18 protein-coding genes are annotated in these 24,925 nt (G+C 67.1%); 7 read left to right on the top strand and 11 right to left on the bottom strand.

Annotated elements, in window-relative coordinates:
• Nucleotides 1–57: 57 nt before the first annotated feature.
• Nucleotides 58–2,055, top strand: coding sequence for a sigma-54-dependent Fis family transcriptional regulator (locus CTP10_RS27340; RefSeq protein WP_116319499.1), 1,998 nt, complete (start codon nt 58–60; stop codon nt 2,053–2,055).
• A 132-nt stretch (nt 2,056–2,187) separates the two neighbouring features.
• On the opposite strand, the gene CTP10_RS27335 is transcribed toward CTP10_RS27340, so the two are convergent.
• The 9 genes from CTP10_RS27335 to CTP10_RS27295 all read right to left on the bottom strand — a co-directional run bounded on the left by CTP10_RS27335 (nt 2,188) and on the right by CTP10_RS27295 (nt 14,371).
• Nucleotides 2,188–2,583 carry a DUF779 domain-containing protein gene (locus CTP10_RS27335; protein WP_116319500.1) on the bottom strand — a complete coding sequence of 132 codons (396 nt, stop codon included), beginning with the start codon at nt 2,581–2,583 and terminating at the stop codon, nt 2,188–2,190.
• Nucleotides 2,584–2,597: 14 nt separating this feature from the next.
• The gene (gene adhP / locus CTP10_RS27330; protein WP_116319501.1) at nt 2,598–3,626 is read right to left on the bottom strand and encodes an alcohol dehydrogenase AdhP; all 1,029 of its coding nucleotides are present in this window, start codon (nt 3,624–3,626) and stop codon (nt 2,598–2,600) included.
• Nucleotides 3,627–3,741: 115 nt separating this feature from the next.
• On the bottom strand, nt 3,742–5,262 hold the full coding sequence (adh, locus tag CTP10_RS27325; RefSeq protein ID WP_116319502.1) for an aldehyde dehydrogenase: 1,521 nt from the start codon (nt 5,260–5,262) through the stop codon (nt 3,742–3,744).
• 363 nt (nt 5,263–5,625) lie between these two features.
• Nucleotides 5,626–8,112, bottom strand: a complete 2,487-nt coding sequence (locus CTP10_RS27320; protein ID WP_116319617.1) for a GcvT family protein — start codon at nt 8,110–8,112, stop codon at nt 5,626–5,628.
• Nucleotides 8,113–8,204: 92 nt separating this feature from the next.
• The gene (locus tag CTP10_RS27315; RefSeq protein ID WP_116319503.1) at nt 8,205–9,056 is read right to left on the bottom strand and encodes an EamA family transporter; all 852 of its coding nucleotides are present in this window, start codon (nt 9,054–9,056) and stop codon (nt 8,205–8,207) included.
• A gap of 110 nt (nt 9,057–9,166) precedes the next feature.
• Nucleotides 9,167–10,300, bottom strand: coding sequence for a 2-aminoethylphosphonate--pyruvate transaminase (locus tag CTP10_RS27310; RefSeq protein ID WP_116319504.1), 1,134 nt, complete (start codon nt 10,298–10,300; stop codon nt 9,167–9,169).
• A gap of 53 nt (nt 10,301–10,353) precedes the next feature.
• Nucleotides 10,354–12,162, bottom strand: coding sequence for a putative 2-aminoethylphosphonate ABC transporter permease subunit (locus tag CTP10_RS27305; RefSeq protein ID WP_116319505.1), 1,809 nt, complete (start codon nt 12,160–12,162; stop codon nt 10,354–10,356).
• A complete protein-coding gene (locus CTP10_RS27300) occupies nt 12,153–13,265 on the bottom strand; it encodes a putative 2-aminoethylphosphonate ABC transporter ATP-binding protein (protein ID WP_116319506.1) in 1,113 nt (370 codons plus the stop codon). Before CTP10_RS27300 ends, CTP10_RS27305 begins: the two co-directional genes overlap by 10 nt.
• Before the next feature lie 74 nt (nt 13,266–13,339).
• Nucleotides 13,340–14,371: a putative 2-aminoethylphosphonate ABC transporter substrate-binding protein gene (locus CTP10_RS27295; RefSeq protein ID WP_116319507.1), complete on the bottom strand. Its 1,032-nt coding sequence runs from the start codon at nt 14,369–14,371 to the stop codon at nt 13,340–13,342.
• Between the two features lie 267 nt (nt 14,372–14,638).
• Here CTP10_RS27295 and CTP10_RS27290 point away from each other — a divergent pair, with 267 nt between their 5' ends.
• From CTP10_RS27290 to gdhA, 5 genes are all read left to right on the top strand, one after another.
• Nucleotides 14,639–15,349: a phosphonate utilization associated transcriptional regulator gene (locus CTP10_RS27290; RefSeq protein WP_116319508.1), complete on the top strand. Its 711-nt coding sequence runs from the start codon at nt 14,639–14,641 to the stop codon at nt 15,347–15,349.
• 77 nt (nt 15,350–15,426) lie between these two features.
• Entirely contained in the window at nt 15,427–16,695 is a 1,269-nt protein-coding gene (phnA, locus tag CTP10_RS27285) for a phosphonoacetate hydrolase (protein ID WP_116319618.1), read from the top strand.
• Between the two features lie 67 nt (nt 16,696–16,762).
• Complete coding sequence (phnY, locus tag CTP10_RS27280) at nt 16,763–18,226, top strand: phosphonoacetaldehyde dehydrogenase (RefSeq protein ID WP_116319509.1); 1,464 nt, start codon at nt 16,763–16,765, stop codon at nt 18,224–18,226.
• A 157-nt stretch (nt 18,227–18,383) separates the two neighbouring features.
• The gene (locus tag CTP10_RS27275; RefSeq protein ID WP_116319510.1) at nt 18,384–19,139 is read left to right on the top strand and encodes a DeoR/GlpR family DNA-binding transcription regulator; all 756 of its coding nucleotides are present in this window, start codon (nt 18,384–18,386) and stop codon (nt 19,137–19,139) included.
• A gap of 291 nt (nt 19,140–19,430) precedes the next feature.
• Entirely contained in the window at nt 19,431–20,774 is a 1,344-nt protein-coding gene (gene gdhA, locus CTP10_RS27270) for an NADP-specific glutamate dehydrogenase (RefSeq protein WP_116319511.1), read from the top strand.
• Between the two features lie 98 nt (nt 20,775–20,872).
• On the opposite strand, the gene CTP10_RS27265 is transcribed toward gdhA, so the two are convergent.
• Together CTP10_RS27265 and CTP10_RS27260 are read right to left on the bottom strand one after the other, a co-directional pair.
• Nucleotides 20,873–22,639: a SulP family inorganic anion transporter gene (locus CTP10_RS27265; RefSeq protein WP_116319512.1), complete on the bottom strand. Its 1,767-nt coding sequence runs from the start codon at nt 22,637–22,639 to the stop codon at nt 20,873–20,875.
• A gap of 24 nt (nt 22,640–22,663) precedes the next feature.
• A complete protein-coding gene (locus CTP10_RS27260) occupies nt 22,664–23,095 on the bottom strand; it encodes a phasin family protein (RefSeq protein ID WP_116319513.1) in 432 nt (143 codons plus the stop codon).
• 273 nt (nt 23,096–23,368) lie between these two features.
• Between CTP10_RS27260 and CTP10_RS27255 the strand changes: the two genes are divergently transcribed.
• On the top strand, nt 23,369–24,910 hold the full coding sequence (locus CTP10_RS27255; protein ID WP_116319514.1) for a methyl-accepting chemotaxis protein: 1,542 nt from the start codon (nt 23,369–23,371) through the stop codon (nt 24,908–24,910).
• Nucleotides 24,911–24,925 lie beyond the last annotated feature (15 nt).

Raw genomic sequence — 24,925 nt, 5'->3', positions numbered from 1 at the left:
AGCGGCCGCCACGCGAGCCGCCAGCCATTCCCGGAGACCCAGCGGAGACCCGCCGTCATGCACCGTGCCGCCCATCCCGCAGCAGACCCAGCGCTTTCCGGCGTCCAGCGCCACGGCGCAGACGCTGACGACACCGACCGCGCCGGACTGATCGCGCGCGCGCATGCGCGCTCCGCCGGCTTCGGCCTGGATGTCTGCCACGCGCCGGGCTACGACGCCCTCGGCGCGCGCGCACTGGTCGAGCTCGTCGATGCCAGCCGCGACCTGTACCGCCACGCGCTGCCGGTGATGGAAACCCTGCACGCGCAGATCGCCAATACCGACAGCATGGTGCTGCTGACCGACAGCAGCGGCGTGATCCTGCACAGCCTGGGCGACGGCGAGTTCGTCGCGCGCGCCCGCCGCGTGGCGCTGGCGCCGGGCGTGTCGTGGTCCGAGCCCAGCAAGGGCACCAACGCCATCGGCACAGCATTGGCCGAGGCGCGCCCCACCATCGTCCACGCCGCCGAGCACTTCCTGCAGGCCAACCACCAGCTCACCTGCTCGTGCGCGCCGATTGCCGGTCCCACCGGCCAGATCCTGGGCGCGCTCGACGTCAGCGGCGACCATCGCGGCTTCCATCGCCACACCATGGCGCTGGTGCGGATGTCGGCGCAGATGATCGAGAACCACCTGTTCGCCAACCATTTCCCCGAGGCCGTGCTGGTGCGCTTCCATGCGCGGCCGGAATTCGTCGGCACGCTGTTTGAAGGGATGGCGGCGTTCACGCCCGACGGAGCCTTCCTTGCCGCCAACCGCAGCGGCCTGTTCCAGCTGGGGCTGGCGCCGCAGTCACTGGCACTGTCCGGGTTTGCCGAGCTGTTCGGCCAGCCGGTGCGCATGGCCATGCAGGCGCGTGCGGCCGGAACGCTGCACGTGCTGACGTTGCCCAGCCGTGTGCAGGTGTTCGCCCGCATCGAATACCGCGCGGCGCCGGTCAGCGTGCGCCAGCCGCTGGCGGAGGAGCCGCTGCCGCCCGCGCTGGCCGCGCTCGACACCGGCGACGCCGCCGTGGCGGCCGTGCTGCGCCGCGTGCGCAAGGTCAGCGGCCGCGATATCCCGATCCTGGTCCAGGGCCGCACCGGCGCCGGCAAGGAGTGGCTGGCGCGCGCCATCCACGCCGCCTCGCCGCGCGCCAATGGCCCCTTTGTCGCCGTCAATTGCGCGGCGATTCCCGAAACCCTGATCGAGGCCGAGCTGTTCGGCTATGAAGAAGGTGCCTTTACCGGCGCGCGCCGCCGCGGCAGCGCCGGCAAGCTGGCACAGGCGCACGGCGGCACGCTGTTCCTCGATGAAATCGGCGACATGCCGCTGGCGCAGCAGGTGCGGCTGATGCGCGTGCTGCAGGAGCGCGCGGTGACGCCGCTGGGCGCGGCGCACGCGGTGCCGGTCGATGTGCGCGTGGTCTGCGCCACCCACCGCGACCTGCGCGCCATGATCGCGGATGGCACTTTCCGTGAAGACCTGTACTACCGCATCAATGCGCTGGTGGTGACGCTGCCGGCGCTGCGCGAGCGCAGCGACCTGCCGGTGCTGGTGGGGCGGATCCTGCAGCGGCAGCAGGAAGAGGCGGGGCCGGAATCACCGGTGAAGGTGAGTGCGCAAGTGCTGGCGTTGCTGTGCATCCATCCGTGGCCCGGCAATATCCGCCAGCTTGCCAACGTGTTGCGCACGGCGGCGATACTGGCCGAGGGCGAGGCGGAGATCGGGTGCGAGCACCTGCCGGAAGGGTTCGAGCAGGAATGTGGGGAAGGCGTTGGTTGCAGAGCCGCTGCCGCGGCCCCCACGCCAGCGAGCGACTCCTCGTCCTCCGCTCCCTCCGCTCCCTCCGCTCCCTCCGCTCCCTCCGCTCCCTCGGCGGCCGCGCGTATCCGCGACTGCGAAGCGGCGTTGATCCGCCAGGCGCTGGAGCGCCATGGCGGCAATGTCAGCCACGCTGCCCGCGAACTCGGGGTATCGCGCAATACGATCTACCGGCGACTGAAGGAGGGCACGGACGACGAGCCGGGCGCATAGCGCAGGGACGTCGTCGTCTTGCCACCGATTGCAGGATATCGACCACCTGCTGCGCGCGGTCGATGCGCCGCGGGGTTGGCGCGCACCCATTGGTTCTCCGGCACCAGCCGTGCCAGGTTTTCAGTGACGGCGCTATAGCGCAGGCTGCGCCGCCAGCCACGCGGCTTCCTCGTCGCTGAACAGCTCCGACCGCGTCAGGAACCTCTGGCCTGTCGGCCCTTCCAGCGAAAACATTCCGCCCGCGCCCGGCACCACATCAATCAGCAGCCGCGTGTGCTGCCAGTATTCGAATTGCGCGCGCGTCATGTAGAACGACGCGCCGCCGATCTCGCCCAGCCGGATATCAGCCGGACCGATCAGCAGTTCGCCGTCGGGGTAGCACATCGGCGCGCTGCCGTCACAGCAGCCGCCGGACTGGTGGAACATCAGCGGGCCATGCCGCGCGCTCAGCTGCGCGATCAGCGCCAGCGCGGCAGGCGTTGCCACCACGCGGGCGACGGACGGGTCGGCAGAGGCGGAAGCCGGCATGACCCTTCTCCTCGTCAGGCCTTGAAGTCCAGCACGACCCGGCCTTCGATCTTGCCGTCGCGCAGGCGCCCGAACACGTTGTTGATGTCATCGAGTTTGGCAGTCGACACCGTGGCCTTCACGTCGCCATGCGCGGCAAAGTCCAGCGATTCCTGCAGGTCGCTGCGCGTGCCGACGATGGAGCCGCGGATGGTGATGCCCTTGAGCACCACGTCGAAGATCGGCGTGCCGAACTCGCCCGGTGGCAGCCCGTTGAGCGCGATGGTCCCGCCGCGGCGCACCATGCCGATCGCCTGCGAAAAGGCGATCGGCGACACCGCGGTGACCAGCACGCCATGCGCGCCACCGATTTCCTTTTGCAGCCATGCGGCGGGATCGGTGGTGCGTGCGTTGACGGTGGCTTCGGCGCCGAGCTTGCGCGCCAGCGCGAGCTTGCCGTCATCGATATCGACCGCGGCCACGCGCAGGCCCATGGCGCGCGCATACTGCACGGCCACGTGGCCGAGGCCGCCGATGCCCGAGATCACGACCCACTGGCCCGGCCGCGTATCGGTCACCTTCAGTCCCTTGTAGACCGTCACGCCCGCGCAGAGGATCGGCGCGATCTCGATAAAACCGACCCTGTCGGGCAGCAGGCCGACGTAGTTGGGATCGGCGACGACATATTCGCCATAGCCGCCGTTGACGGAATAGCCGGTGTTCTGCTGCTTCTCGCACAGCGTTTCCCAGCCTTGCAGGCAGTGCTCGCAATAGCCGCAGGCGCTGTAGAGCCACGGCACGCCGACGCGGTCGCCTTCTTTCACGCGGGTCACGCCGCTGCCCACGGCGGAGACATAGCCCACGCCTTCATGGCCTGGGATGAAGGGCAGGGTGGGTTTGACCGGCCAGTCGCCGTCGGCGGCATGCAGGTCGGTGTGGCAGACGCCCGAGGCCTCGATCTTTACCTGGATCTGGCCGGGGCCGGGTTGGGGAACAGGAACTTCGTCGATCGTGAGCGGTGCGCCGAATTCACGCACCACCGCAGCTTTCATCGTTGCAGGCATCTCGACTCCTTGAATGACTCCTTGTCCGGGATGGCCCCGCGCCCGCGGGGCACAACCGGATCATGGCACGCGCGGGGCCGCTGCAGGCGGCCATTGCGCCATGCTTTGAGCGTCGTCAGAAAAAGCCGAGAGCGTTGGGGCTGTAGCTCACCAGCAGGTTCTTGGTCTGCTGGTAGTGGTCCAGCATCATGCGATGGTTCTCGCGGCCGATGCCGGATTGCTTGTATCCCCCGAATGCGGCATGCGCGGGATAGGCGTGGTAGCAGTTGGTCCACACGCGGCCCGCCTGGATGCCGCGGCCCATGCGGAATGCGCGCGCGCCGTCACGCGTCCATACGCCGGCGCCAAGGCCGTAGAGCGTGTCGTTGGCGATGGCAAGTGCCTCTTCCTCATCCTTGAAGGTGGTCACCGACACCACCGGCCCGAAGATCTCTTCCTGGAAGATGCGCATCTTGTTGTGGCCGGCAAATACCGTCGGCTTCACGTAGTAGCCGCCGGCCAGGTCGCCGTCCAGCGCATTGCGCTCGCCACCCGCCAGGCACTGCGCGCCCTCCTTGCGGCCCAGGTCGATGTACGACAGGATCTTCTCGAGTTGCTCCGCCGAAGCCTGCGCGCCGATCATGGTGCCCTTGTCGAGCGGATGGCCCTGGCGGATCGCCGCCACGCGCTTGAGCGCGCGTTCCATGAAGCGTTCGTAGATCGACTCCTGGATCAGCGCGCGCGATGGGCAGGTGCAGACCTCGCCCTGGTTCAGCGCGAACATGGTAAAGCCTTCGAGCGCCTTGTCGAAGTACGCGTCGTCGGCGGCCAGCACGTCTTCGAAGAAGATATTGGGCGACTTGCCACCCAGTTCCAGCGTGACCGGGATCAGGTTCTGCGAGGCGTATTGCATGATCAGCCGGCCGGTGGTGGTCTCGCCGGTGAAGGCCACCTTGCTGATGCGCGGGCTCGATGCCAGCGGCTTGCCCGCTTCCAGCCCGAAGCCGTTGATCACGTTGATCACGCCCGGCGGCAGCAGGTCGCCGATCAGCTCCATCAGCACCAGGATCGAGGCGGGCGTCTGCTCGGCCGGCTTGAGCACCACGCAGTTGCCGGCGGCCAGCGCCGGAGCCAGCTTCCAGGTCGCCATCAGCAGCGGGAAATTCCACGGGATGATCTGGCCGACCACGCCCAGCGGCTCATGGAAGTGGTAGGCGACGGTGTCGGCGTCGATCTCGGAGATGCCGCCTTCCTGCGAGCGGATGCAGCTGGCGAAATAGCGGAAGTGGTCGACGGCGAGCGGCAGGTCTGCCGCGGTGGTCTCGCGCACGGGCTTGCCGTTGTCGATGGTCTCGGCCACCGCCAGCAGCGTCAGGTTGGACTCGATGCGGTCGGCGATGCGGTTCAGGATGTTGGCGCGCTCGGTGGTGGAGGTGCGGCCCCACGCGGCCTTGGCGGCGTGAGCGGCGTCCAGCGCGGCATCGACATCCTGCTGGTTGGAGCGCGGCACGCGCGTGAACGGCTTGCCGGTGATCGGCGTGATCGACTCGAAGTACTCGCCGCCGGCGGGCGGAACCCACTGGCCGCCGATGAAGTTCTCGTACTGCTGCTTGTAGGGGTTGCTGACGCCCAGCTGGGCGATTTCCGCCATGTTCATGTCTCGCTCCGTTTGAAGGATTTGTGTCGTGTCGTCACGGCAGGGCCGTGCGCACCGGAGCTGATCGCAAGAGGTGTGCCGGGTGCGAGAGAGCGGAAAAGCGGGGAGGAATCGAAGATTGACCGCGGAAACAGGCCGGAGATGTGTCACGCGCTGGCGATGGTGTGCCAGGGGGTGACAGCGAGTGTTCCAGATTGGAACACTCAGTGAACTGACGCCGCCATGCGACCGGGCTGGCCCTTGCCACTACCCCTCGCAATCGCTCCTCTCTCCCGCAAGCGGGAGAGGGAGCAAACCGGCGGGATGGTCACCGTGCCCGCAGAGGGGGCGCTGCTTGCGGAGATTCCCCGCCCGGCCCCGTGTTCAACCCTTCGGGCGCGCGGATGCCGGATCGTATGGCGCGCGCAGGTGTACGCGTGCGGGCAGCAGTTCGCCGGCCAGGTCGACGTGATACGTGCCGGCTTCAAGCCACGCCGCATCGGCGGGCCCATCCTCGCGCGCCAGCAATGCCATGCCGACGGGGCAGCCCAGCGTATGGCCGAACGCGGCGGAACTGAGCGATCCCACCGCGCGCACGCCGCCGTCGGGGCCGGTGCGCAGCACGGCCTCTCCGCCCCACAGCATGGCGTCGCTGGCGCCGTCGACCGTCACGACCACCATGCGCCGCTCGGGCGCGCCCGCCTGCCGCGCTCGCAGCAGCGCCTCCCGGCCGCGGAAATCGATGTCGCTGGCCAGCTTGCAGGCAAACGACAATCCCGCCTCGAACGGGTTGACCGACGGCGACAGCTCGCGGCCCCAGGCGCGGTAGCCTTTTTCCAGCCGCAGCGATTCGATGGCGTAGTAGCCGGCATTGACCAGCCCGAGCGTGCGGCCGGCCTCGTGCAGCGTCTCGTAGACGCCCACCGCAAACTCCACCGGCACGTACAGTTCCCACCCGAGCTCGCCCACATAGGTCAGCCGCGTCGCGCGCACGGTGGCGTAGCCGAGGTCGATCTCGCGCGAACTGCCGAAGGGAAAGCCTTCATTGGAGAAATCCGCGCGCGACACCTTCCGCAGCAGTTCGCGCGAGCGCGGTCCCATCAGCGCCAGCACCGCGTACTGGCTTGTGACGTCGACGATCACGCAACGCTTCTCGGTCGGGATCAGCCGCTCGATATAGCTGAAGTCGCGCGTGGTCTGCGCCGAGCCGGTCACCACCAGGTACTGGTCGCGCGCCAGCCGCGTGACGGTCAGGTCCGATTCATAGCTGCCGCGTTCGTTGAGCATCGCGGTATAGACGGTTTGCCCCGGCGGCACCGCCACGTCATTGCTCATCACGTATTGCAGCATCGCCTCGGCATCTGCGCCCTTGACCAGGTACTTGGAGAACGAGCTCATGTCGAACAGCGCCACGCCTTCGCGGCACGCGCGGTGCTCGGCGCCGCTCCATGGCAGCCAGTTCTGCTGGCCAAAGCCATACTCGATCTGCGGCGATTCTCCCGGCGGCGCGAAGAAGTTGGGCCGCTCCCAGCCCATCTTGCTGCCGAAATTGGCGCCGGCATCGCGCAGGTGCGCATACAGCGGCGAGCGGCGGAACGGGCGTGCGGTCTCCAGCTCGCGATTCGGCCACGGCATCGCGTAGTGCAGGCCGAGCGTTTCCTTGACGCGGTCGTGCAGCCAGTTCTGGTTGCCGTTGAAGCCGGCAAAGCGGCGGATATCGACCGGCCACAGGTCCATGGTGGGCTCGCCCGCGACAATCCATTCCGCCAGCGCCATGCCGGCGCCTCCGGCGGAGGCGATGCCCATCGAGTTGAAGCCCGCGCCGACGTAGAAATTGCGCAACTCCGGCGCTTCGCCGAGGATGAAGTTGTTGTCCGGCGTGAACGACTCGGGCCCGTTGTAGAACTGCCTGACCTGCGCCGTTTCCAGCGCGGGCACGCGCACCAGCGCGTTTTCCATCAGGACCTGGAACTGGTCCCAGTCGTCGGGCAGCAGCTGGAACTCGAACGGCTCGGGAATGCCTTGCATGCCCCACGGCTTGGCGTCAGGCTCGAAGCCGCCCATCACCAGCCCGCCGACTTCCTCCTTGAAGTAGATGAAGCCGTCCGGATCGCGCATCACCGGCAGGTCGGGATGCACGCCGGCGATGCGCTCGGTGACGATATAGTAGTGCTCGGCTGAATGCAGCGGCACGGTCACGCCGCACATCAGCCCCACTTGCCGCGCCCACTGGCCCGCGCAGTTGACTACGATCTCCGCTTGCAGCCGGCCCTCGTTTCCGCTCTTGTTGCGCCAGCTGACCCCGGTGGCGCGGCCGTCGGCGGTATGGATCGCGGTGATCCTGGTGTCCTGCACGATGATCGCGCCCCGGCTGCGCGCGCCGCGCGCCAGCGCCTGCGTCAGGTCGGTGGGATTGGCCTTGCCGTCGCCGGGCAGCCAGACCGCGCCGTGCAGGTCGTCGGTACGCATCGCCGGCCACAGCTCGCCGGCCTGGGAAGGGGAGATGACCTCGCACGCCACGCCGTAGGCACGCGCCACCGCCGCGGTGCGGCGCAGCTGCGTCATGCGCTCGGCGGTGCGCGCCACCGACAGCGAGCCGCATTGCTTCCAGCCGGTGCCGAGGCCGGTTTCCGCTTCCAGTTCGCTGTAGAGCTGCGTGGAATAGCGGATCAGCTTCGTCATGCTTTCCTGCGAGCGCAGTTGGCCGACCAGCCCGGCTGCGTGCCAGGTGGTGCCGCAAGACAGCTGGCCCTGCTCAAGCAGCACCACATCCTGCCAACCCAGCTTCGTCAGGTGGTAGGCAACGCTGCAGCCGATGATGCCGCCGCCGATGATGACGACGCGGGTATGGGTGGGGATGACAGGGGGCATGGTGGGCAACGCGCGGCGCGAAGGCGGTGGAGGATGAATGCCATGGTATGCCACAAAATGCCAATAAACAACACAAAACGCAACAGGCCAGGTCAGCGTGCCAGCTGCAGCGTCAGGATGCCGGCAAGCACCAGCCCGGTCGCGATCACGCGGCGGCGGTCGAACGGCTCGCGCAGCAGGAAATGCCCCAGCAGCGCGGCAAAGATCACGCTGGATTCACGCAGTGCCGCCAGCTTGGTCACCGGCGCCAGCGTCATCGCCCACAACATCAGCGCATACGAGCCCACGCGGTTGATGCCGCCGATCCAGGCACGCTTCCATTCCGCGCGCAGGAGCGTCACTAGCGCGCTGCCGCGCCGGCTCAGCGCGTAGGTGGGCATGAAGATGTGCGACATCGCCTGCAGCCAGACGATGTAGGTAAAGACCTCGCCGTAGCGCTTCACCGCCGTGCCGTCGATCACCGTGCCTGCCGCCAGGCAGGCGCCGGCAAGCAGCGCAAAGCCGAGCAGGTCAGGCGACTGCCGCCGCCAGCGCACCAGGCTGACCAGGCCGCAGCAGATCAGGGCGATGCCGGCATAGCCGCCGGGGCTGAGCCGCTCGCTGCCGGTGATCAACAGCAGGACCGCCACCAGCATCGGTGCCGAGCCGCGCATCAGTGGATAGGCCTGGCTGAAGTCGCCGCGATTGTAGGCCGCCACCAGTGACAGCTTGTAGCCGACTTCCAGTGCGACGGTGGCCAGCAGGAAGGGCCATACCTGTGGCGCGGGCAATGGCACAAGGAACAGGAAGGGGATCGCCACCAGCAGGCAGAAGGTGTCGATCAGCGCCATCGACGAGAGGCGGTCGCCGCCGATCTTTACGATGGCGTTCCAGGAGGCGTGCATCAGCGCGGACAGCATCACGGCGGCAAAGGCGAGGCCGTGGAAGTCGGGGGGAAGGGGCATGGGAAGGTTTTGGAGTTCTGTCTGTCGCGTTTCTCGAACCCGCTTGTTTTCTCCCCTCTCCTGCTTGCGGGAGAGGGGGGCCTGCTGCTAGCGTGGGTGGGACGTGGCCATCATGCTGCCTGCGCCAGCGGCGCGTTCATCGCTATCCCCATCTCTTTCAGCACCTCGCCCACCGCCGTCACCACATTGCGCATCTCGTTGTCGTCGATCGCGCCGATGCACCCAACGCGGAACGTCTCCATCTGCGTCAGCTTGCCGGGATAGAGGATGTACCCGCGCTCGCGCACCTTGCTGTAGAAGGTCTTGAAGTCATAACGCGCATCCGCCGGCGCGTGGAAGGTAACGATGATCGGCGCCTGCACCGCCGCCGGCAGGAACGGCCGGAAGCCAAGCTCGCCCATGCCCCTGACCAGCGCCCCGCAGTTCCTGCGATAGCGCGCCCCGCGCACCGGCTGCCCGCCTTCTTCCAGGAACTGGTCCAGCGCCGCGCGGAACGCTGCCACCACGTGCGTGGGCGGCGTAAAGCGCCACTGCGTGGTCTTCTGCATATAGGCGTACTGGTCGTACAGATCGAGCGCCAGCGAATGGCTGTTGCCCTGGCTGGCCTCCAGCACGTCCTTGCGCACCAGCACGAACCCCATGCCCGGCACGCCCTCGATGCACTTGCCGGTGGCAGCCACCAGCGCATCGAACGGCATGGCGCGGGCATCGATATCGATCGCGCCGAACGAACTCATGGCATCGACGATCAGCCCCTTGCCCAGGCGCTGGCACACCGCGGCGATTTCCGGCAGCGGGTTCAGTACGCCGGCGCCGGTCTCGCAATGCACCTGCGCCACGTGCGTGATCGAGGGATCGCGCGCCAGCGCCTGCTCGATCAGCGCGGCCGTGGCCGGCTGGTCTTCGGGGATCGGCAACTCCACGCTGGCGCGTCCCAGCACCTTGCAGATCTTCAGGATGCGCTGGCAGTACGCGCCGTTCTGCGGCACCAGCACCTTGCCGTCGCGCGGCACCACATTGGCGATGGCGGCTTCGACCGAGAAGGTGCCGCTGCCCTGCATCGGCACGCACACATGGGTGCCTTCGCCGTGGACGATGCGCACCAGGTCGTCGCACAGGCTGCGCGTGATGGCGTTGAAGGACGCGTCCCACGACCCCCAGTCGCGCAGCATGGCCTGCTTGGTCGCGAGCGAGGTGGTGAGGGGGCCGGGGGTCAGAAGGATCGGGTCGTTGCCGCGGATCATGGTGAGCTCCTGATTGGGAAGGAGTGGGGGATGCGATTGCGTATTGGGAGATTTCAGTCACTCGACTGACCCTGGCGCCATGCCTGGGTCTTGCGGTCGAGCACGCGTTGCAGCAGGTAATAGAGCAGGCAGGCCAGCGCGGAGGTCACCACCACCAGCGTGGCCATTGCCGCCGCCGGGCCGATGTCCCCGGACTCGTCCAGGTTGACGATTTCGACCGAGGCCAGCTTGGTGTCGGCGCCGTACAGGAACACCACCGCAGACACCGTGGTCATGGCGTTGATGAACAGGTAGCGCGAGATCTCCAGGATGGCGGGCAGGCACGCCGGCACCGTAACCTTGAAGAAGGTCTTGTAGAAGGGCACCTTCAGCGATGCCGACACGGCCTCGAACTCGCTGTCGAGCTGCTTGAGCGCGGTGACGGCGGTCAGGTGGCACGACGCGTAGTAGTGCACGATCGTCACCAGCACCAGGATGCCCAGCGTCTGGTACAGGCCGTGCAGCGGATTGGCCTGCGGCACGAAGAAAAAGATGTAGCCCAGGCCCAGCACCAGCCCCGGCACGCCCATCGGCAGCACCGCCATCAGCCGCACGACGCCGCGCAGCCAGTCCAGCCCGCGCGTCTTTTCCAGCAGGTAGGCGGTGGCAAAGATGAACACCGGGCCGATCACCGCGGCCACCCCCGCCATGCGCAGGCTGTTCAGGTAGGAGTCGACCACGCCGCCCTCGACCAGGCCTACCCGGTAGTGGTTCAGCGACAGCGAGAAGTTGTACGGCCACAGCTTGACGAAGGATGCATAGATCGCCATGCCCATCACCGCCAGCATCAGCGCCGCCATCAGCCAGCAGAACGACGCCATGGCGAGGTCGAAGCGGCGGCTGCGACGCGGCACATAGGGCACCGAGCGCGCCGACATCAGGGCCATCTGCCGCTTCTGCACGCGCGCATCGACGCAGTAGGTGACCGCGACCGGCACCAGCAGCATCAGCGACACCACCGCACCCTGCGAGAAGTCCTGCATGCCGATCACCAGCTTGTAGATGTCGGTGGCCAGCATATGGAAGTTGCCGCCGATCACCTTGGGGATGCCGAAGTCGGAGATCGCATAAGTGAACACCACCATCGCCGCGCTGACCAGGCCATAGCGGGCCCCCGGCACGGTGATGGTGAAGAATTTGCGGGTAGTGGAGGTGCCCAGCGCATCGGCCGCCTCGTACAGCCGCGCGTCGGTCAGCGACAGCGCCGTGACCAAAATCATCAGCGCATGCGGGAAGGTGGCGAACACCAGCGAGGCGACGATGCCCAGCGGCCCGTAGATCTGCGTGCCGCCCATCCAGGGCTTGAACAGCCCCTGGTTGCCGAACCAGAAGATAAAGGAGATCGCCGCCAGCAGCGACGGCGCCAGCAGCGGGATCAGCGCCAGGTTGCGCAGCAGCCCCTTGCACGCGATGCGGCTGCGCGTGAGCGCGTAGGCAAAGGTAAAGGCCAGCGGCACGGTGATGCAGGTGGCCAGCGCCGAGACCCACAGGCTGTTCCACACCGAGCGCAGCAGCGCCGGCGATTCAAGGTAGGCGCGGAAGTGGGTGATGCCGGCCAGCGAGCCGTCGCGGTTCTGTACGCTCTTGGCCAGGATCATCACGATCGGCGCCAGCACGAAGCACAGCAGCGCCACCGCGGCCAGTGCCAGCAGCAGGTGCGCGAGCCGGTCGGTCCAGTGCGCACGCACCGAAGTCGCAACTATCGCGGGTGGAGCGGGCATGGAAGGCCGCCCGCCGGGGTTGACAAGCCCGGCAGGTACGGCGCCTGGGGCGGTATCGGTAGCCGGCACACTGGCCGGCGCCGTCGTGAGGCTCAGGCGCATGCGTGGCGGAAGATGCGGAGGCGGTCGGCGGGAATGGCCAGGCGCAGGCGGTCGCCGGTGTTCGGGCGCAGCTCGTGCAGGTCATTGAGAGAAAGGTCGGCGCACAGCGTGCCGGAGGCGGCATCGGGCAGCCGCAGCGTCAGGCGCGAGAACGCGCCCAGGAACTCGATCTTGTCCACGGTGGCCTCCAGCACATTGGACCCGTGCTGCTCGATGCCGCGCACGCAGACGTCTTCGGGGCGGAAGAACACCTGCACCGCTTCGTCGGCGCAGCAGCCGGCCGGCGCGGTGCAATCCATGCGCACGCCGCCGAGGTGCAGCGCCCCGTCACCGCCGACGCGCGCGCCCAGCATATTGGTCTTGCCGACGAAGTCCGCGGCAAACGGCGTGGACGGGCGCTGGTAGACCTGCGCCGGCGTGCCCACCTGCTCGATCACGCCCTGGTTCATGACCACGATGCGGTCGGCCATCGACAGCGCCTCTTCCTGGTCGTGGGTGACCAGGATGGTGGTGATATTCAGCCGCTGCTGGAGCGCGCGGATCTCGCTGCGCAGCCGCACGCGCACGCGTGCGTCGAGCGCGGACAGGGGTTCGTCCAGCAGCAGCAGGCCGGGCGAGGTAGCCAGCGCGCGCGCGATCGCCACGCGCTGCTGCTGGCCGCCGGAGAGTTGCGCGGGGTACTGGTTGCCGCGGTCGGGCAGGCCCACCAGCGTCAGCAGCTCGGCGACACGCGCGCGGCGCTGGTCGCGCGGCATGCGCCGGTTGACCAGGCCGTAGGCGACGTTGTCCGCCACGGTCAGGTTGGGGAACAAGGCATAGGACTGGAACACGATGCCGTAGTCGCGCTCCATCGGCGGCAGCGTGGAGATATCGCGCCCGCCCTGGTGGATGGTGCCGGCGTTCTGCGATTCCAGCCCGGCGATGATGCGCAGCAGCGTGGTCTTGCCGCAGCCCGACGGGCCCAGGAAGCACAGCAGCTCGCCCTGGCGCACGTCGAGATCGATGTGATGCAGCGCGACGAAGGGGCTGGCGCCGCTGCCGAAGCGCTTGTGGATGCCTTTCAGGCTGAGGTAGGTCTCGGCCGTGGAAGTGGGGGATTGCATGGCGTGGGGGTCCTCGGCGGTGTTGTCGTGGCGGTGGTCCGGCGCTCTGGGCGCCGGGCCAAGGCGTTCCCGGATTACTGCTTTTCGGACTTGCCGGCGTACCGCTTCTGCCATTCGTTCAGCACCCGCTCGCGGCTCCTGGCGATGAAGCTGAAATCGTTCTTGACCAGCATCTGCTCGTAGTTGGCAGGGATGGTCTCCACCTTCCGGGCCACGCCAGGGTAGGTCACGATGGCCCAGTCTTTTGCGAACAGCTGCGCCGCTTCCTTGCTCGCCAGCCAGTCCATGTAGCGCTGCGCGGCCTCCTGCTTCTTCGTTCCCTTGACGATGCCGGCGGCCTCGATGTCATAGCCCAGGCCTTCCTTGGGGAAGATCATCTCGATCGGTGCGCCCGACGCCAGCGTCTTGTGCGCGCGCAGTTCGAACGAGATGCCGATCGGGAATTCGCCCGAGCCTGCCTGCTTGCAAGGCTTGGAGCCGCTGTGCGTGTACTGGGCGATGTTCTCGTGCAGCGCGTCCATGTACTTCCAGCCCTCCTGTTCGCCGAACAGCTGCAGCCAGGCGGTCACGTCAAGGAAGCCGGTGCCGGACGAGGCCGGGTTGGGCATCACGATGGTGCCCTTGTAGACCGGCTTGGCCAGGTCCTTCCAGCTCTCGGGTCGGGGCAGGTTGCGCTTCCTGGCTTCGACGGTGTTGAAGCACACGGTGGCGCCCCAGACATCCAGCCCCACCCATGATGGCGGCGTGGCCTTGTCGCTGTAGTCGCGCGTCAGTTTTTCGAAGCCCCTGGGCGTGTAGGGCGTCAGCATGCCTTCCTGTTTCAGCAGCTCCAGGCTCGATGCGGCCAGGCCGGCGATCACGTCCGCCTGCGGGTTGGCCTTTTCAGCGAGCGCCTTGGCGGTGATGACACCGGTGGAGTCACGCACGTACTTCAGCTCGATGTCGGGCGCGGCCTTGGCGAAGCCTTCGGCGTATGGCTTCAGGGTTTCGATCTCCCACGCGGTGTAGACCGTCAGGGTGGTTTTCTGGGCCAGCGCGGTGCTGGCGGCGCCCAGTGCGAGCAGGGCGGCGGCGGTATGCAGGGTGGACGTGATGGACAGTTTCATGGGGCCTCCTTTTCCGGCATTGTAGGTGGAGATTTGTGTCAATTTGGTGAATATGTTGCAATGTGTGGCGCTGCGTTGCGCAACATTGGATCACCTTGAAACCCTTCTGCTACAACACTTACAAGACATATGCCTGTTTTATCAATGGCTTTTGCGTCACCCTGCTGGCGTCGCCGATGTCTTGATTGTTGACAATATACAAATCGCTTGCTTTAATCGCAATAAGGATTTTCGATATTGCCGAATCCGTCACAAACGGGAGTTTTCATGTCACGCCAAGCCCCGCTGGCGAGCGAAATCACCATCCTGCAGAGCCAATCCCTGACCACGCTGGTGCAGCGCGAACTGGAACTGCGGATCATGTCCGGCGAACTGCCGCCGGGCGCCAAGCTCAACGAGATCGAAGTCGCGGGCCAGCTCAATGTCTCGCGCGGCCCGGTACGCGAAGCGTTCCGCGCGCTGGAGCAGGCCGGCCTGCTGCGCACGGAAAAGAACCGCGGCGTGTTCGTGCGTGCCATCTCGGTGCAGGAAGCCGACGAGATCTATGAACTGCGCGCGGTGCTCGACGAGTTCGTCGGCCGGCAACTGGCGGCCCGCATCACGGCTGAGGGCTTGCGCGAACTGCGCGCGCTGGTCGAGGCGCTGGGCACCGCCAGCGCAGCCCGCGACCTGGACGAATACACGCGCCTGAACTTCGCCTTCCACGACCGCATGGTCGAGCTGGCCGGCAACGGCAAGCTGCTCGACACCTACCGGCGCCTGGTCAAGGAGCTGACGCTGTTCCGGCGCGAGGCGCTGTCCGGCAGCAACGCGGCCATGCCCGACTCCACCCGCGAGCACCGTGCCATCGTTTCGGCCATCGCCGCGCGCGACGGCGAGCTGGCCGCGCGGCTGATGCGCGAGCACGTCGAGCGCGGGCGCGCGCGCATGCATGCCGCCGTCGATCCGGGCAGCGCCAGTCCCGGCGCGGCTGCCTGATGACGGCGCCTGAATCGATCGCACCGCCCACCGAACCCATCCTTCGCTTCCCGGACCACACCCGCCAGGCCACCACCATGCCCGATACCAACGATTCCGCCCGCACCATTACCGTCAACCAGCGCAGCTACCGCTGGATGCAGCAGCCCGTCGTGGTGGTCTGCGTCGACGGCTGCGAGTTCGACTACCTTGAAGCCTCCGCCGCCAGCGGCAGCGCGCCTTACCTCAAGCGGCTGCTCGCCAGTGGCTCGTCGTTCCGCGGCGCGTGCGTGGTACCGACTTTCACCAACCCGAACAACCTTTCCATCGTCACCGGCGCGCCGCCGGCGGTGCATGGCATCTGCGGCAACTATTTCTTCGATCGCAGCGCCAATGGCGGCCGCGGCGAGGAAGTGATGATGAACGACCCCAAGTACCTGCGCGCCGGCACCATCCTTGCCGCGTTTGCCAGCGCCGGCGCCAGCGTCGCGGTGGTGACCGCCAAGGACAAGCTGCGCCGACTGCTCGGCCATGGCATGCAGGGCATCTGCTTCTCGTCCGAGAAAGCCGACCAGGCCACGGTGGCCGAGAACGGCATCGACGGCGTGCTGGAACTGGTCGGCATGCCGGTGCCCGATGTGTACAGCGCCGAGCTGTCCGAGTTCGTCTTTGCCGCCGGCGTGCGGCTGATGGAAACCCGCCGCCCGGACCTGATGTACCTGTCCACCACCGACTACATCCAGCACAAGTTCGCGCCCGGTTCGGACGGCGCCAATTCGTTCTACGCCATGATGGACAAGTACCTGGCGCGTCTGGACGAACTCGGCTGCGTGGTGGCGCTGACCGCCGACCATGGCATGAACGCCAAGCACGACGATGCCACCAAGGCGCCCAACGTGATCTACCTGCAGGACCATCTGGATGCGTGGCTCGGCCGCGGCGTGGAAGAGGGCGGCGCGCGCGTGATCCTGCCGATTACCGATCCATACGTGGTCCACCATGGCGCGCTCGGCTCGTACGCCACCGTCTACCTGCCGGAAGGCGCCGACCGCGACGCGCTCAAGTCCAGGCTGTCCGGCCTGCCGGGCGTGGAAAGCGTGCTCGACAACGCCGAGGCCTGCGCGCGCTTCGAGCTGCCGTCCGACCGCGTGGGCGACCTGGTGGTGACCGGCGACAAGCACGTGGTGCTGGGCACCAGCCGCAGCCGCCATGACCTGTCCGGGCTCGATGCGCCGCTGCGCTCGCACGGCGGCGTCTCGGAGCAGACCGTGCCGCTGGTGTTCAACCGCCCGACCGACGGCATCCCGGGCAAGCCCGTGATGCGCAATTTCGACATCTTCGACGTGGCGCTCAACCATCTGCACTGAGACCTGCACTGAGACCTGCACTGAGCCACGCTACCAGCCGCTGCATCCGTACTGACCGGAGAAATCCATGAACGCTCCCCAATTCCCTGCTGGCACAATCAGCCCGCACTTCCGCGCCGAGGCGCTGCGCATCGATGGCCAGAAGATCGTGCGCGAGCGCGTGATCGAGGTGCGCAACCCGTATGACGGCACGCTGGTGGGCACCGTGCCCAAGGCCACGCTCGACGACGTGCGCCGCGCCTTCGACGTGGCGCAGGCGTACCGCTCCACACTGACGCGCTACGAGCGCGCCGCCATCCTGAACCGCGCCGCGGCCCTGCTGCGCAAGCGCACCGAAGAAGCGTCGGACCTGATCACGCTGGAGTCCGGCCTGTCCAAGAAGGATTCGCTGTACGAGATCGGCCGCGTGGCCGATGTGCTCGGCTTTGCCGCCACCGAGGCGCTGCGCGACGACGGCCAGCTGTTCTCGTGCGACCTGACCCCACACGGCAAGAAGCGCCGCGTGATGACGCAGCGCGAGCCGCTGCTAGGCGTGATCTGCGCCATCACGCCGTTTAACCACCCGATGAACCAGGTGGCGCACAAGGTGGCGCCGTCGATCGCGACCAACAACCGCATGGTGCTCAAGCCGTCGGAGAAGGTGCCGCTGTCGGCGTACTACCTGGCCGACCTGCTGTACGAGGCCGGGCTGCCGCCGCAGATGCTGCAGGTCGTCACCGGCGACCCGCGCGAGATCGCCGACGAGCTGATCACCCATCCTGCCGTCGACCTCGTCACCTTCACCGGGGGTGTGGCGATCGGCAAGTACATCGCCAGCAAGGCCGGCTACAAGCGCGTGGTGCTGGAGCTGGGCGGCAATGACCCGCTGATCGTGCTGGCCGATGCCGACCTCGATCGTGCCTCCGACCTCGCGGTGCAGGGTTCGTACAAGAACTCGGGCCAGCGCTGCACCGCGGTCAAGCGCATGCTGGTGCACGAGGCGGTCGCGGCGCGCTTCACTGAACTGGTGGTCGAGAAAACCCGCGCGTGGAAATACGGCGACCCGATGGACCGCGGCGTCGACATGGGCACGGTGATCGACGAAGAGGCGGCCATGCTGTTCGAGGCGCGCGTCAACGAGGCGGTGGCGCAGGGCGCGCGGCTGCTGGTCGGCAACCAGCGCAACGGCGCCAGCTACGCGCCCACTGTGATCGACCGCGTCGACCCGGCGATGACGGTGGTGCGCGAGGAGACCTTCGGGCCGGTATCGCCGATCATCACGTTCCGCGATGTCGATGATGCGATCCGGATTTCCAACGGCACGGCGTTTGGCTTGTCTTCGGGGGTCTGCACCAACGATATCGAGGCGTTCACGAAGATCGCCAATTCGCTGCACGTCGGCACGGTGAACTTGTGGGAAGTGCCGGGCTACCGCATCGAGCTGACGCCGTTCGGCGGCATCAAGGATTCGGGGCTGGGGTACAAGGAGGGCGTGCAGGAGGCGGCCAAGAGCTTTACAAATTTGAAGACGGTGACGCTGCCCTGGGCGTGAGGTACCAGGCGAGCTGATTCGACCGCCGGTTTGCTCCCCGGTTTGCTCCCCTCTCCCGCAAGCGGGAGAGGGAGCAGGTCTGCGCTGGTTGACGGCCACCATGCCAGTCACACCCGCGCTAGAATCACCGCTCAGCCCAAACGCTCCCGGAGTCCCCGTGCTCGCCGAACAACGGCAGAAATACATCCTCGACCAGCTCTCCGCCACCGGCGCGCTGGCCATCAGCGAACTGGTGACCGAACTCGACGTATCGCGCGAGACCATCCGGCGCGACCTGAACACGCTCGCCGGCCGCGGCCTGCTGGTGCTGACCCACGGCGGCGCGCTGGCTTCTGATCGTACCGAACCCGATACCCAGACCCGTGCCCTGGTCAATGCCGAAGGCAAGCGCGCCATCGGCGTGCGCGCCGCGGAGCTGGTGCGCGACGGCGCATCGGTGATCCTGGATTACGGCACTACCACCCACGCGGTGGCGCAGGCACTGCACGGACACCACAACCTGCTGGTCTACACCAACGACCTTGCCATCGCGCAGCTGCTGGGGCGACGCAACGGCAACCGCGTCATCGTGCTCGGGGGCGAACTGCAGGACAACGAGGACGCGACCCACGGCTGGGACACCATCGAGCAGCTGTCGCGCTATCACACCGACTTTGCCTTTATCGGCATCGGTGGCGTCACGCCCCGCGGCGAGATCTGCGACTTCTCGCGCGCCGCGGCCGAGTTGCGCAGCCGCATGCTGATGGCCGCCGACACCCCGTGCGTGGTAGCCGACTACACCAAGTTCGGCCGCAACACCGGTGTGACGATCAAGCATTTCGACCTGGCCGCCTGGCTGATCACTGACATGGCGCCCGAGCCGGAAATCGGGGCGGCGCTGAAAGAGCGCGGCGCCAAGCTGCTGATTGCCTAGACGCGTGGCAAGTCGTTTTTCGATCGCATTTGTGCGCTGATCGCACGGAAAGCCCCGCTGTTCGCACCAAAATGTAGCCTCGCCATTGCAGTCACAGGTGTTTTGACTGCCACATGCCCCATGCCGGTGCTACAGTTTCGGGTTGCCAGACAGGCGCGGCATGCCGTAAATGTCTGGACAACCGGAGGCCACCCACCTTCCCCTCGGCGCAACGCCACGCGGCTTCAGAGACCGGCACCACCCGGCAGGGCCGTCAGATCCAGTTACAGCATCCAGCACAGCAGAGACATCGTGAACGCTCCTTCCCTCGACGCATTCCTGGCGGGGGTCGCCCGCCGCGACCCCAATCAACCTGAATTCCTCCAGGCAGTGAAGGAAGTGATGATGACGCTCTGGCCGTTCGTCGAGCGCAATCCGCGCTACGCAGACCAGGCGCTGCTCGAGCGGCTGGTCGAACCCGAGCGCGTGATCCAGTTCCGCGTGGCCTGGACCGATGACCGCAACCAGGTGCAGGTCAACCGCGCCTTCCGCGTCCAGCACAGCTCGGCGATCGGCCCGTACAAGGGCGGCATGCGCTTCCACCCGACCGTGAACCTGTCGGTGCTGAAGTTCCTGGGCTTCGAGCAGACCTTCAAGAACGCGCTGACCACGCTGCCCATGGGCGGCGGCAAGGGCGGCTCGGACTTCGATCCCAAGGGCAAGTCCGATGGCGAAGTGATGCGCTTCTGCCAGGCCCTGGTGACCGAGCTGTACCGTCACCTGGGCCCGGACACCGATATCCCGGCCGGCGACATCGGCGTGGGCGCGCGTGAAGTTGGCTTCATGGCGGGCATGATGAAGAAGCTGTCGAACCAGTCCGCCTGCGTGTTCACCGGCAAGGGCCTGGCTTATGGCGGCAGCCTGATGCGCCCGGAAGCCACCGGCTACGGCACCGTCTACTTTGCCCAGGAAATGCTGCACCGACGCGGCCGCGCCTTCGACGGCCTGCGCGTGCTGATCTCCGGCTCGGGCAACGTGGCGCAATACGCTGCCGAGAAGGCGATCGAACTCGGTGCCAAGGTGCTGACCCTGTCGGACTCCGGCGGCGTGCTGCACTACCCGCAAGGCATGACCACCGAGCAGCTGGCTGAAGTCATGGCCTTCAAGAACGAAGAGCGCGGCCGCCTGGTGGACTTCGCCGCGCGCCACGACATGAACTTCGAAGCCGGCCGCACCCCGTGGCACGTGCCCGCCGACGTGGCGCTGCCGTGCGCAACGCAGAACGAACTCGATGGCAACGATGCTGAAACCCTGCTCGGCAACGGCGTGATCTGCGTGGCTGAAGGTGCCAACATGCCGTCGACGCTGGAAGCGGTGGACCGCTTCGTCGACGCAAAGATCCTCTACGCACCGGGCAAGGCCAGCAACGCCGGCGGCGTGGCGACTTCCGGCCTGGAGATGTCGCAGAACGCGATGCGCCTGTCGTGGCACCACGCCGAGGTCGACGAGAAGCTGCACGCGATCATGAAGGACATCCACCAGAACTGCATCCACCACGGGCAGAAGGCGGGCGGGTATATCAACTATGTCGAGGGCGCGAATATCGCCGGCTTCGTCAAGGTGGCGGATGCCATGTTGGCGCAAGGGGTGATCTGACGATCTGAGCGGACGGCCGGTGCAAAGCCGGCCACCGTACCAGACCGAGCTGCCCCGGCAGGCAGGGGAACCCGGTGAAGGCACGTCGGCGCGTCCCCTCAGGCTACCGGCCCTGGCGCCGTTGTCTCCGTGCCCGTTGCCGCCGCGCCATCCGCGTTGCGATGCCTTGCTTCGCAGACGTGGTACGCCTCCAGCGCAGCCTGTTTGGACGGATAAAACAGAATCCCGGTGCTGTCCGGCGCAATGCCGCGCTGGTTCAGCCATGCGGTCAGCTGCGCCGTACGACCTGCTATCACCAGCTGCGACCCTCTGGCCGCGAGCTGGGCCTGCAAATCGCGCATCATGGTGGCGCCGGTCAGGTCCACGTGTGCGATCGATATGGCATCGATCACCGCCCAGCGCGCGTCGTGCAGGGTCGCCAGCGCCACTACGCGCTGGCGCACGAAATCCGCGTTGAAGAACGTCAGCGGCGATTCGAAGCGATAGATCAGCAGGCCCGGCACTGCCCTGGCCTCGGGGTAGTGGGCGAGTTCGTAGAAGCCATCGTGCCCATTCCAGCGGCCAAGCTGCTGCTCGCCGGGGCGCGCCATCTGCGCCAGGAAGCGCAACAGGGCAATGGCGACCGCCAGCAGGATGCCCGACATCACACCCAGCAGCACCACGCCCGCCACCGTGACCAGCGCGATGCCGTGCTCGCTGCGGCTGTAGCGGCGCAGGGCCATCAGGCCGCCGAAGTCGAACAGGCTGAAGGCCGACGCAATCAGGATGGCGCCTAGCGCCGCTGCGGGTAGTGCGGCCAGCAGGTCAGTGAGAAAGAGCAACACCAGCAGCACGGTCACTGCGCCGATCACCGACACCATGCGCGTGCGCCCGCCGGCGGCCTCGTTGATGGCGGTGCGCGAGCTCGACCCGCTGACCGCGAAGCCCTGGCTGAGCGCGCTGGCGATGCTGGCGGCGCCGATGCCGATGAATTCCTGGCTGGCGTCGACGCTGTAGCCGTTGCGCGCGGCGAAGCTGCGGCTGGTCAGCAGGCCGCTGCTGAGCGACACCAGTGCCAGCGCGGCTGCGGCCGGGACCAGCGTGCCGAACAGCTCGTGCGGCATCGACGGTGCGATCAGAGGCGGCAGGCCAGCCGGCACCGGGCCGACCACCTGGACCCCAAGCCCCTGCAGCCCCAGCATCCATGTGACAAAGGTCGCTACCGCGAGCGCGAACAACGCTCCTGGCGCGCGCGGCTGCCAGGCCCGGGCGCCGAAGTACACCGCCAGCGTCAGCGCGGCCAGCGCGGCGGTGGGCCAATGGATGCTGCCGAGGTGCCGCAGCAGCGACTCCGCCTGGCCGATCACGTCGCGGCCGGCCAGCGTCAGCCCGGTGACCTTGCCGAGCTGGCTGAAGGCGATATTGATGGCCACGCCGTTGAGCAGGCCGGCCAGGATCGGCACCGAGAGGAAGTCAGCCAGGAAGCCGAGCCGGAACTTGCCGGCGAGCACGCAGAACACGCCGGTGAGCAAAGTCAGCGATACCGACAGCGCCCGATAGGCTTCGCTGTCGGGCAGTGCCAGCGGCGACAGCGTCGCGGCGATCATGGCGCAGGTGGCGGCGTCGGGCCCGACGATCATCTGGCGCGACGAGCCGAACAGCGCATAGGCCAGCATCGGCAGCACCACGCTGTACAGGCCCACCACCGGGCTGAAGCCGGCAAGCTGGGCGTACGCCACGCTGATCGGCAGGCTGACCGCGGCCACCGAGACACCGGCCTGCAGGTCCACGCCGAAATCGGCGCGGCGGTAGTGCAGCAGCTCGGTGGCGCCGGGCATCAGGCGCGCCAGCGTGGCGCGCAGCAGGTTTCGGGAACGTGCGGGCAAGCCCTCCGATGCCACGGCCGGTCGCTAGCTTTTCTTCCCAGCCTGCTGGAACAGTTGGCCAGCCTCCTTGACGTTCTGCTCGGCGCGCTTGCCGATCACTGTCAGCGCCTCGGTCTGCGCCTTCTGCGCGGTCTCGGCCAGCTCGCGCATGTTCTCGAACGCCTGGTGCAGTGCACGCTGCACCAGTTCGCCATGCTTGGCCATCGCCTCGGCCGGATTGCCCCCGGTGGCGTACTGCTGCGCGGCGGCCTGCAGTTGCTGCATGGTCTGCGTGAAGATTTCCTGCTGCTTCATCATCACTGCCTGCATGCCCTCGTAGGCCAGCTTGTTGGCCTCGGTCAGGGCTTCGATGTCCTTGCGGCGCGCCTCGATCACGGCGGTCATGTCTAGGCCCGGCACGCGGAACTGCTCCATCAGCTTGGTGAAATCGGCGAAAGGATTGGGAGGCGTGGCCATGCTGGATCTCCTGGTTGGGGGGAAGCTTGAGCAGGGTGGCGCGGGCCGGCGGGACGGCCCTGCGCCGGATATCTCTCCACTATAGCCGGTCTCCGCACACTTCTAGCCGTCAATCGAGGAAGACCCTAAAGTTTCGGCCCCCCATGCCGTTGCCATCCATAGCCCGCACCTGCGCCGGCCCATCGGGCCTGCCCGCGGACGACGAGAGCGGAGAACGCCGCGCCCACCGAGCGTCGGCACTTCGCCATAACCAGTCCTAATCAGGTAGAAGAAATGAAGAATCTAGGTATCGGGGTGCGCCTCGGCATTGGTTTTGGGGTGGTATTGCTGCTATCCGCGCTCATGACGGTATTTGGCATGATGCGCCTGCAGCAGGTGGCAGAACGCACGCATGCGATGATGCAGCAGCCGCTGACCAAGGAGCGGCTGGTCAGCGACTGGTACCGGCTCATGCACACCAGCGTGCGCCGCACCACCGCGGTGGCGCGCAGCGCCGACCCGTCGCTGGGCCAGTTCTTTGCCGCCGAGACCAAGGCGTCGATCGAAGGCATCGCGCAGCTGCGCGACAAGCTGCAGCCGATGCTCAGTTCTGAAGCGGAAAAGGCCGCGTTCCAGAAGATCCTGGGCGTACGCGACCCGTACAACAACGGCCGCGACAAGATCACCAAGCTCAAGCTGGAAGGCCTGACCGAAGAGGCCAACCAGGTGCTGGAAAAAGAGTTCGTCCCCGCCGGCGACGCCTACCTCGCCGAGATCCAGAAACTGCTCGACATCCAGCGCGCCAGCATCGACGCCACCGCGCGCGAGATCAACGAGATCTACGTCAACGCCCGCAACAGCCTGATCGGGCTCGGTGTGGTGGTGCTGGCGATCGGTATTGCCTTTTCGGTCTGGCTGACCAGCGGCATCACGCGCCCGTTGCACCGCGCCGTGGCGGTGGCCCGCACCGTGGCCTCGGGCGACCTGACCAGCCGCATCGACGTCGACAGCCGCGACGAGACCGGTCAGCTGCTGCAGGCGCTGGCTGACATGAACGCCAATATCCTGCGCATCGTGCGCCAGGTGCGCGCGGGGACCGAGTCGATCGTGTCCGGCACCAGCCAGATCGCGGCGGGCAATACCGACCTGTCGCAGCGTACCGAGGAACAGGCCTCGTCGCTGCAGCAGACCGCGGCCAGCATGGAAGAACTGACCAGCATCGTGCGCCAGAACGCGGACAACGCGCGCCAGGCCAGCGCGCTGGCGGTCAATGCGTCGGATATCGCGGAGAAGGGCGGCGAAGTCGCGGGCAAGGTGGCCGAGACCATGGAAGAGATCAACGGCGCGTCGAAGAAGGTGGTCGACATCATTGCCGTGATCGAAGGCATCGCCTTCCAGACCAATATCCTGGCACTGAACGCGGCGGTGGAAGCGGCGCGCGCCGGCGAGCAGGGCCGTGGCTTTGCCGTGGTGGCGGGCGAAGTGCGCAGCCTGGCGCAGCGCAGTGCAACGGCGGCCAAGGAGATCAAGGCGCTGATCGGGGATTCGGTCGATCGCGTCGAGAAGGGCTCCATGCTGGTGACGCAGTCGGGCCAGACCATGGAAGAGATCGTCGCGGCGGTCAAGCGCGTGACCGACATCATGGGCGAGATCAGCGCGGCTTCGGCCGAGCAGAGTTCGGGGATCGAACAGGTGAACCAGGCTGTGACGCAGATGGATACCGTCACGCAGCAGAACGCGGCGCTGGTGGAAGAGGCGGCCGCGGCTGCGGGTTCGCTGGAAGAGCAGGCGCAGCGGTTGAAGGAAGCGGTGTCGACGTTCAGGCTCGCGGCCTGATCGTTTGCCGCCAGT

The sequence above is a fragment of the Cupriavidus sp. P-10 genome (genome assembly GCF_003402535.2).
Classification (GTDB): Bacteria; Pseudomonadota; Gammaproteobacteria; order Burkholderiales; family Burkholderiaceae; genus Cupriavidus.
The sequence above is the reverse complement of the archived record's forward strand: the minus strand, read 5'-3'. Positions and strand labels throughout refer to the sequence as shown.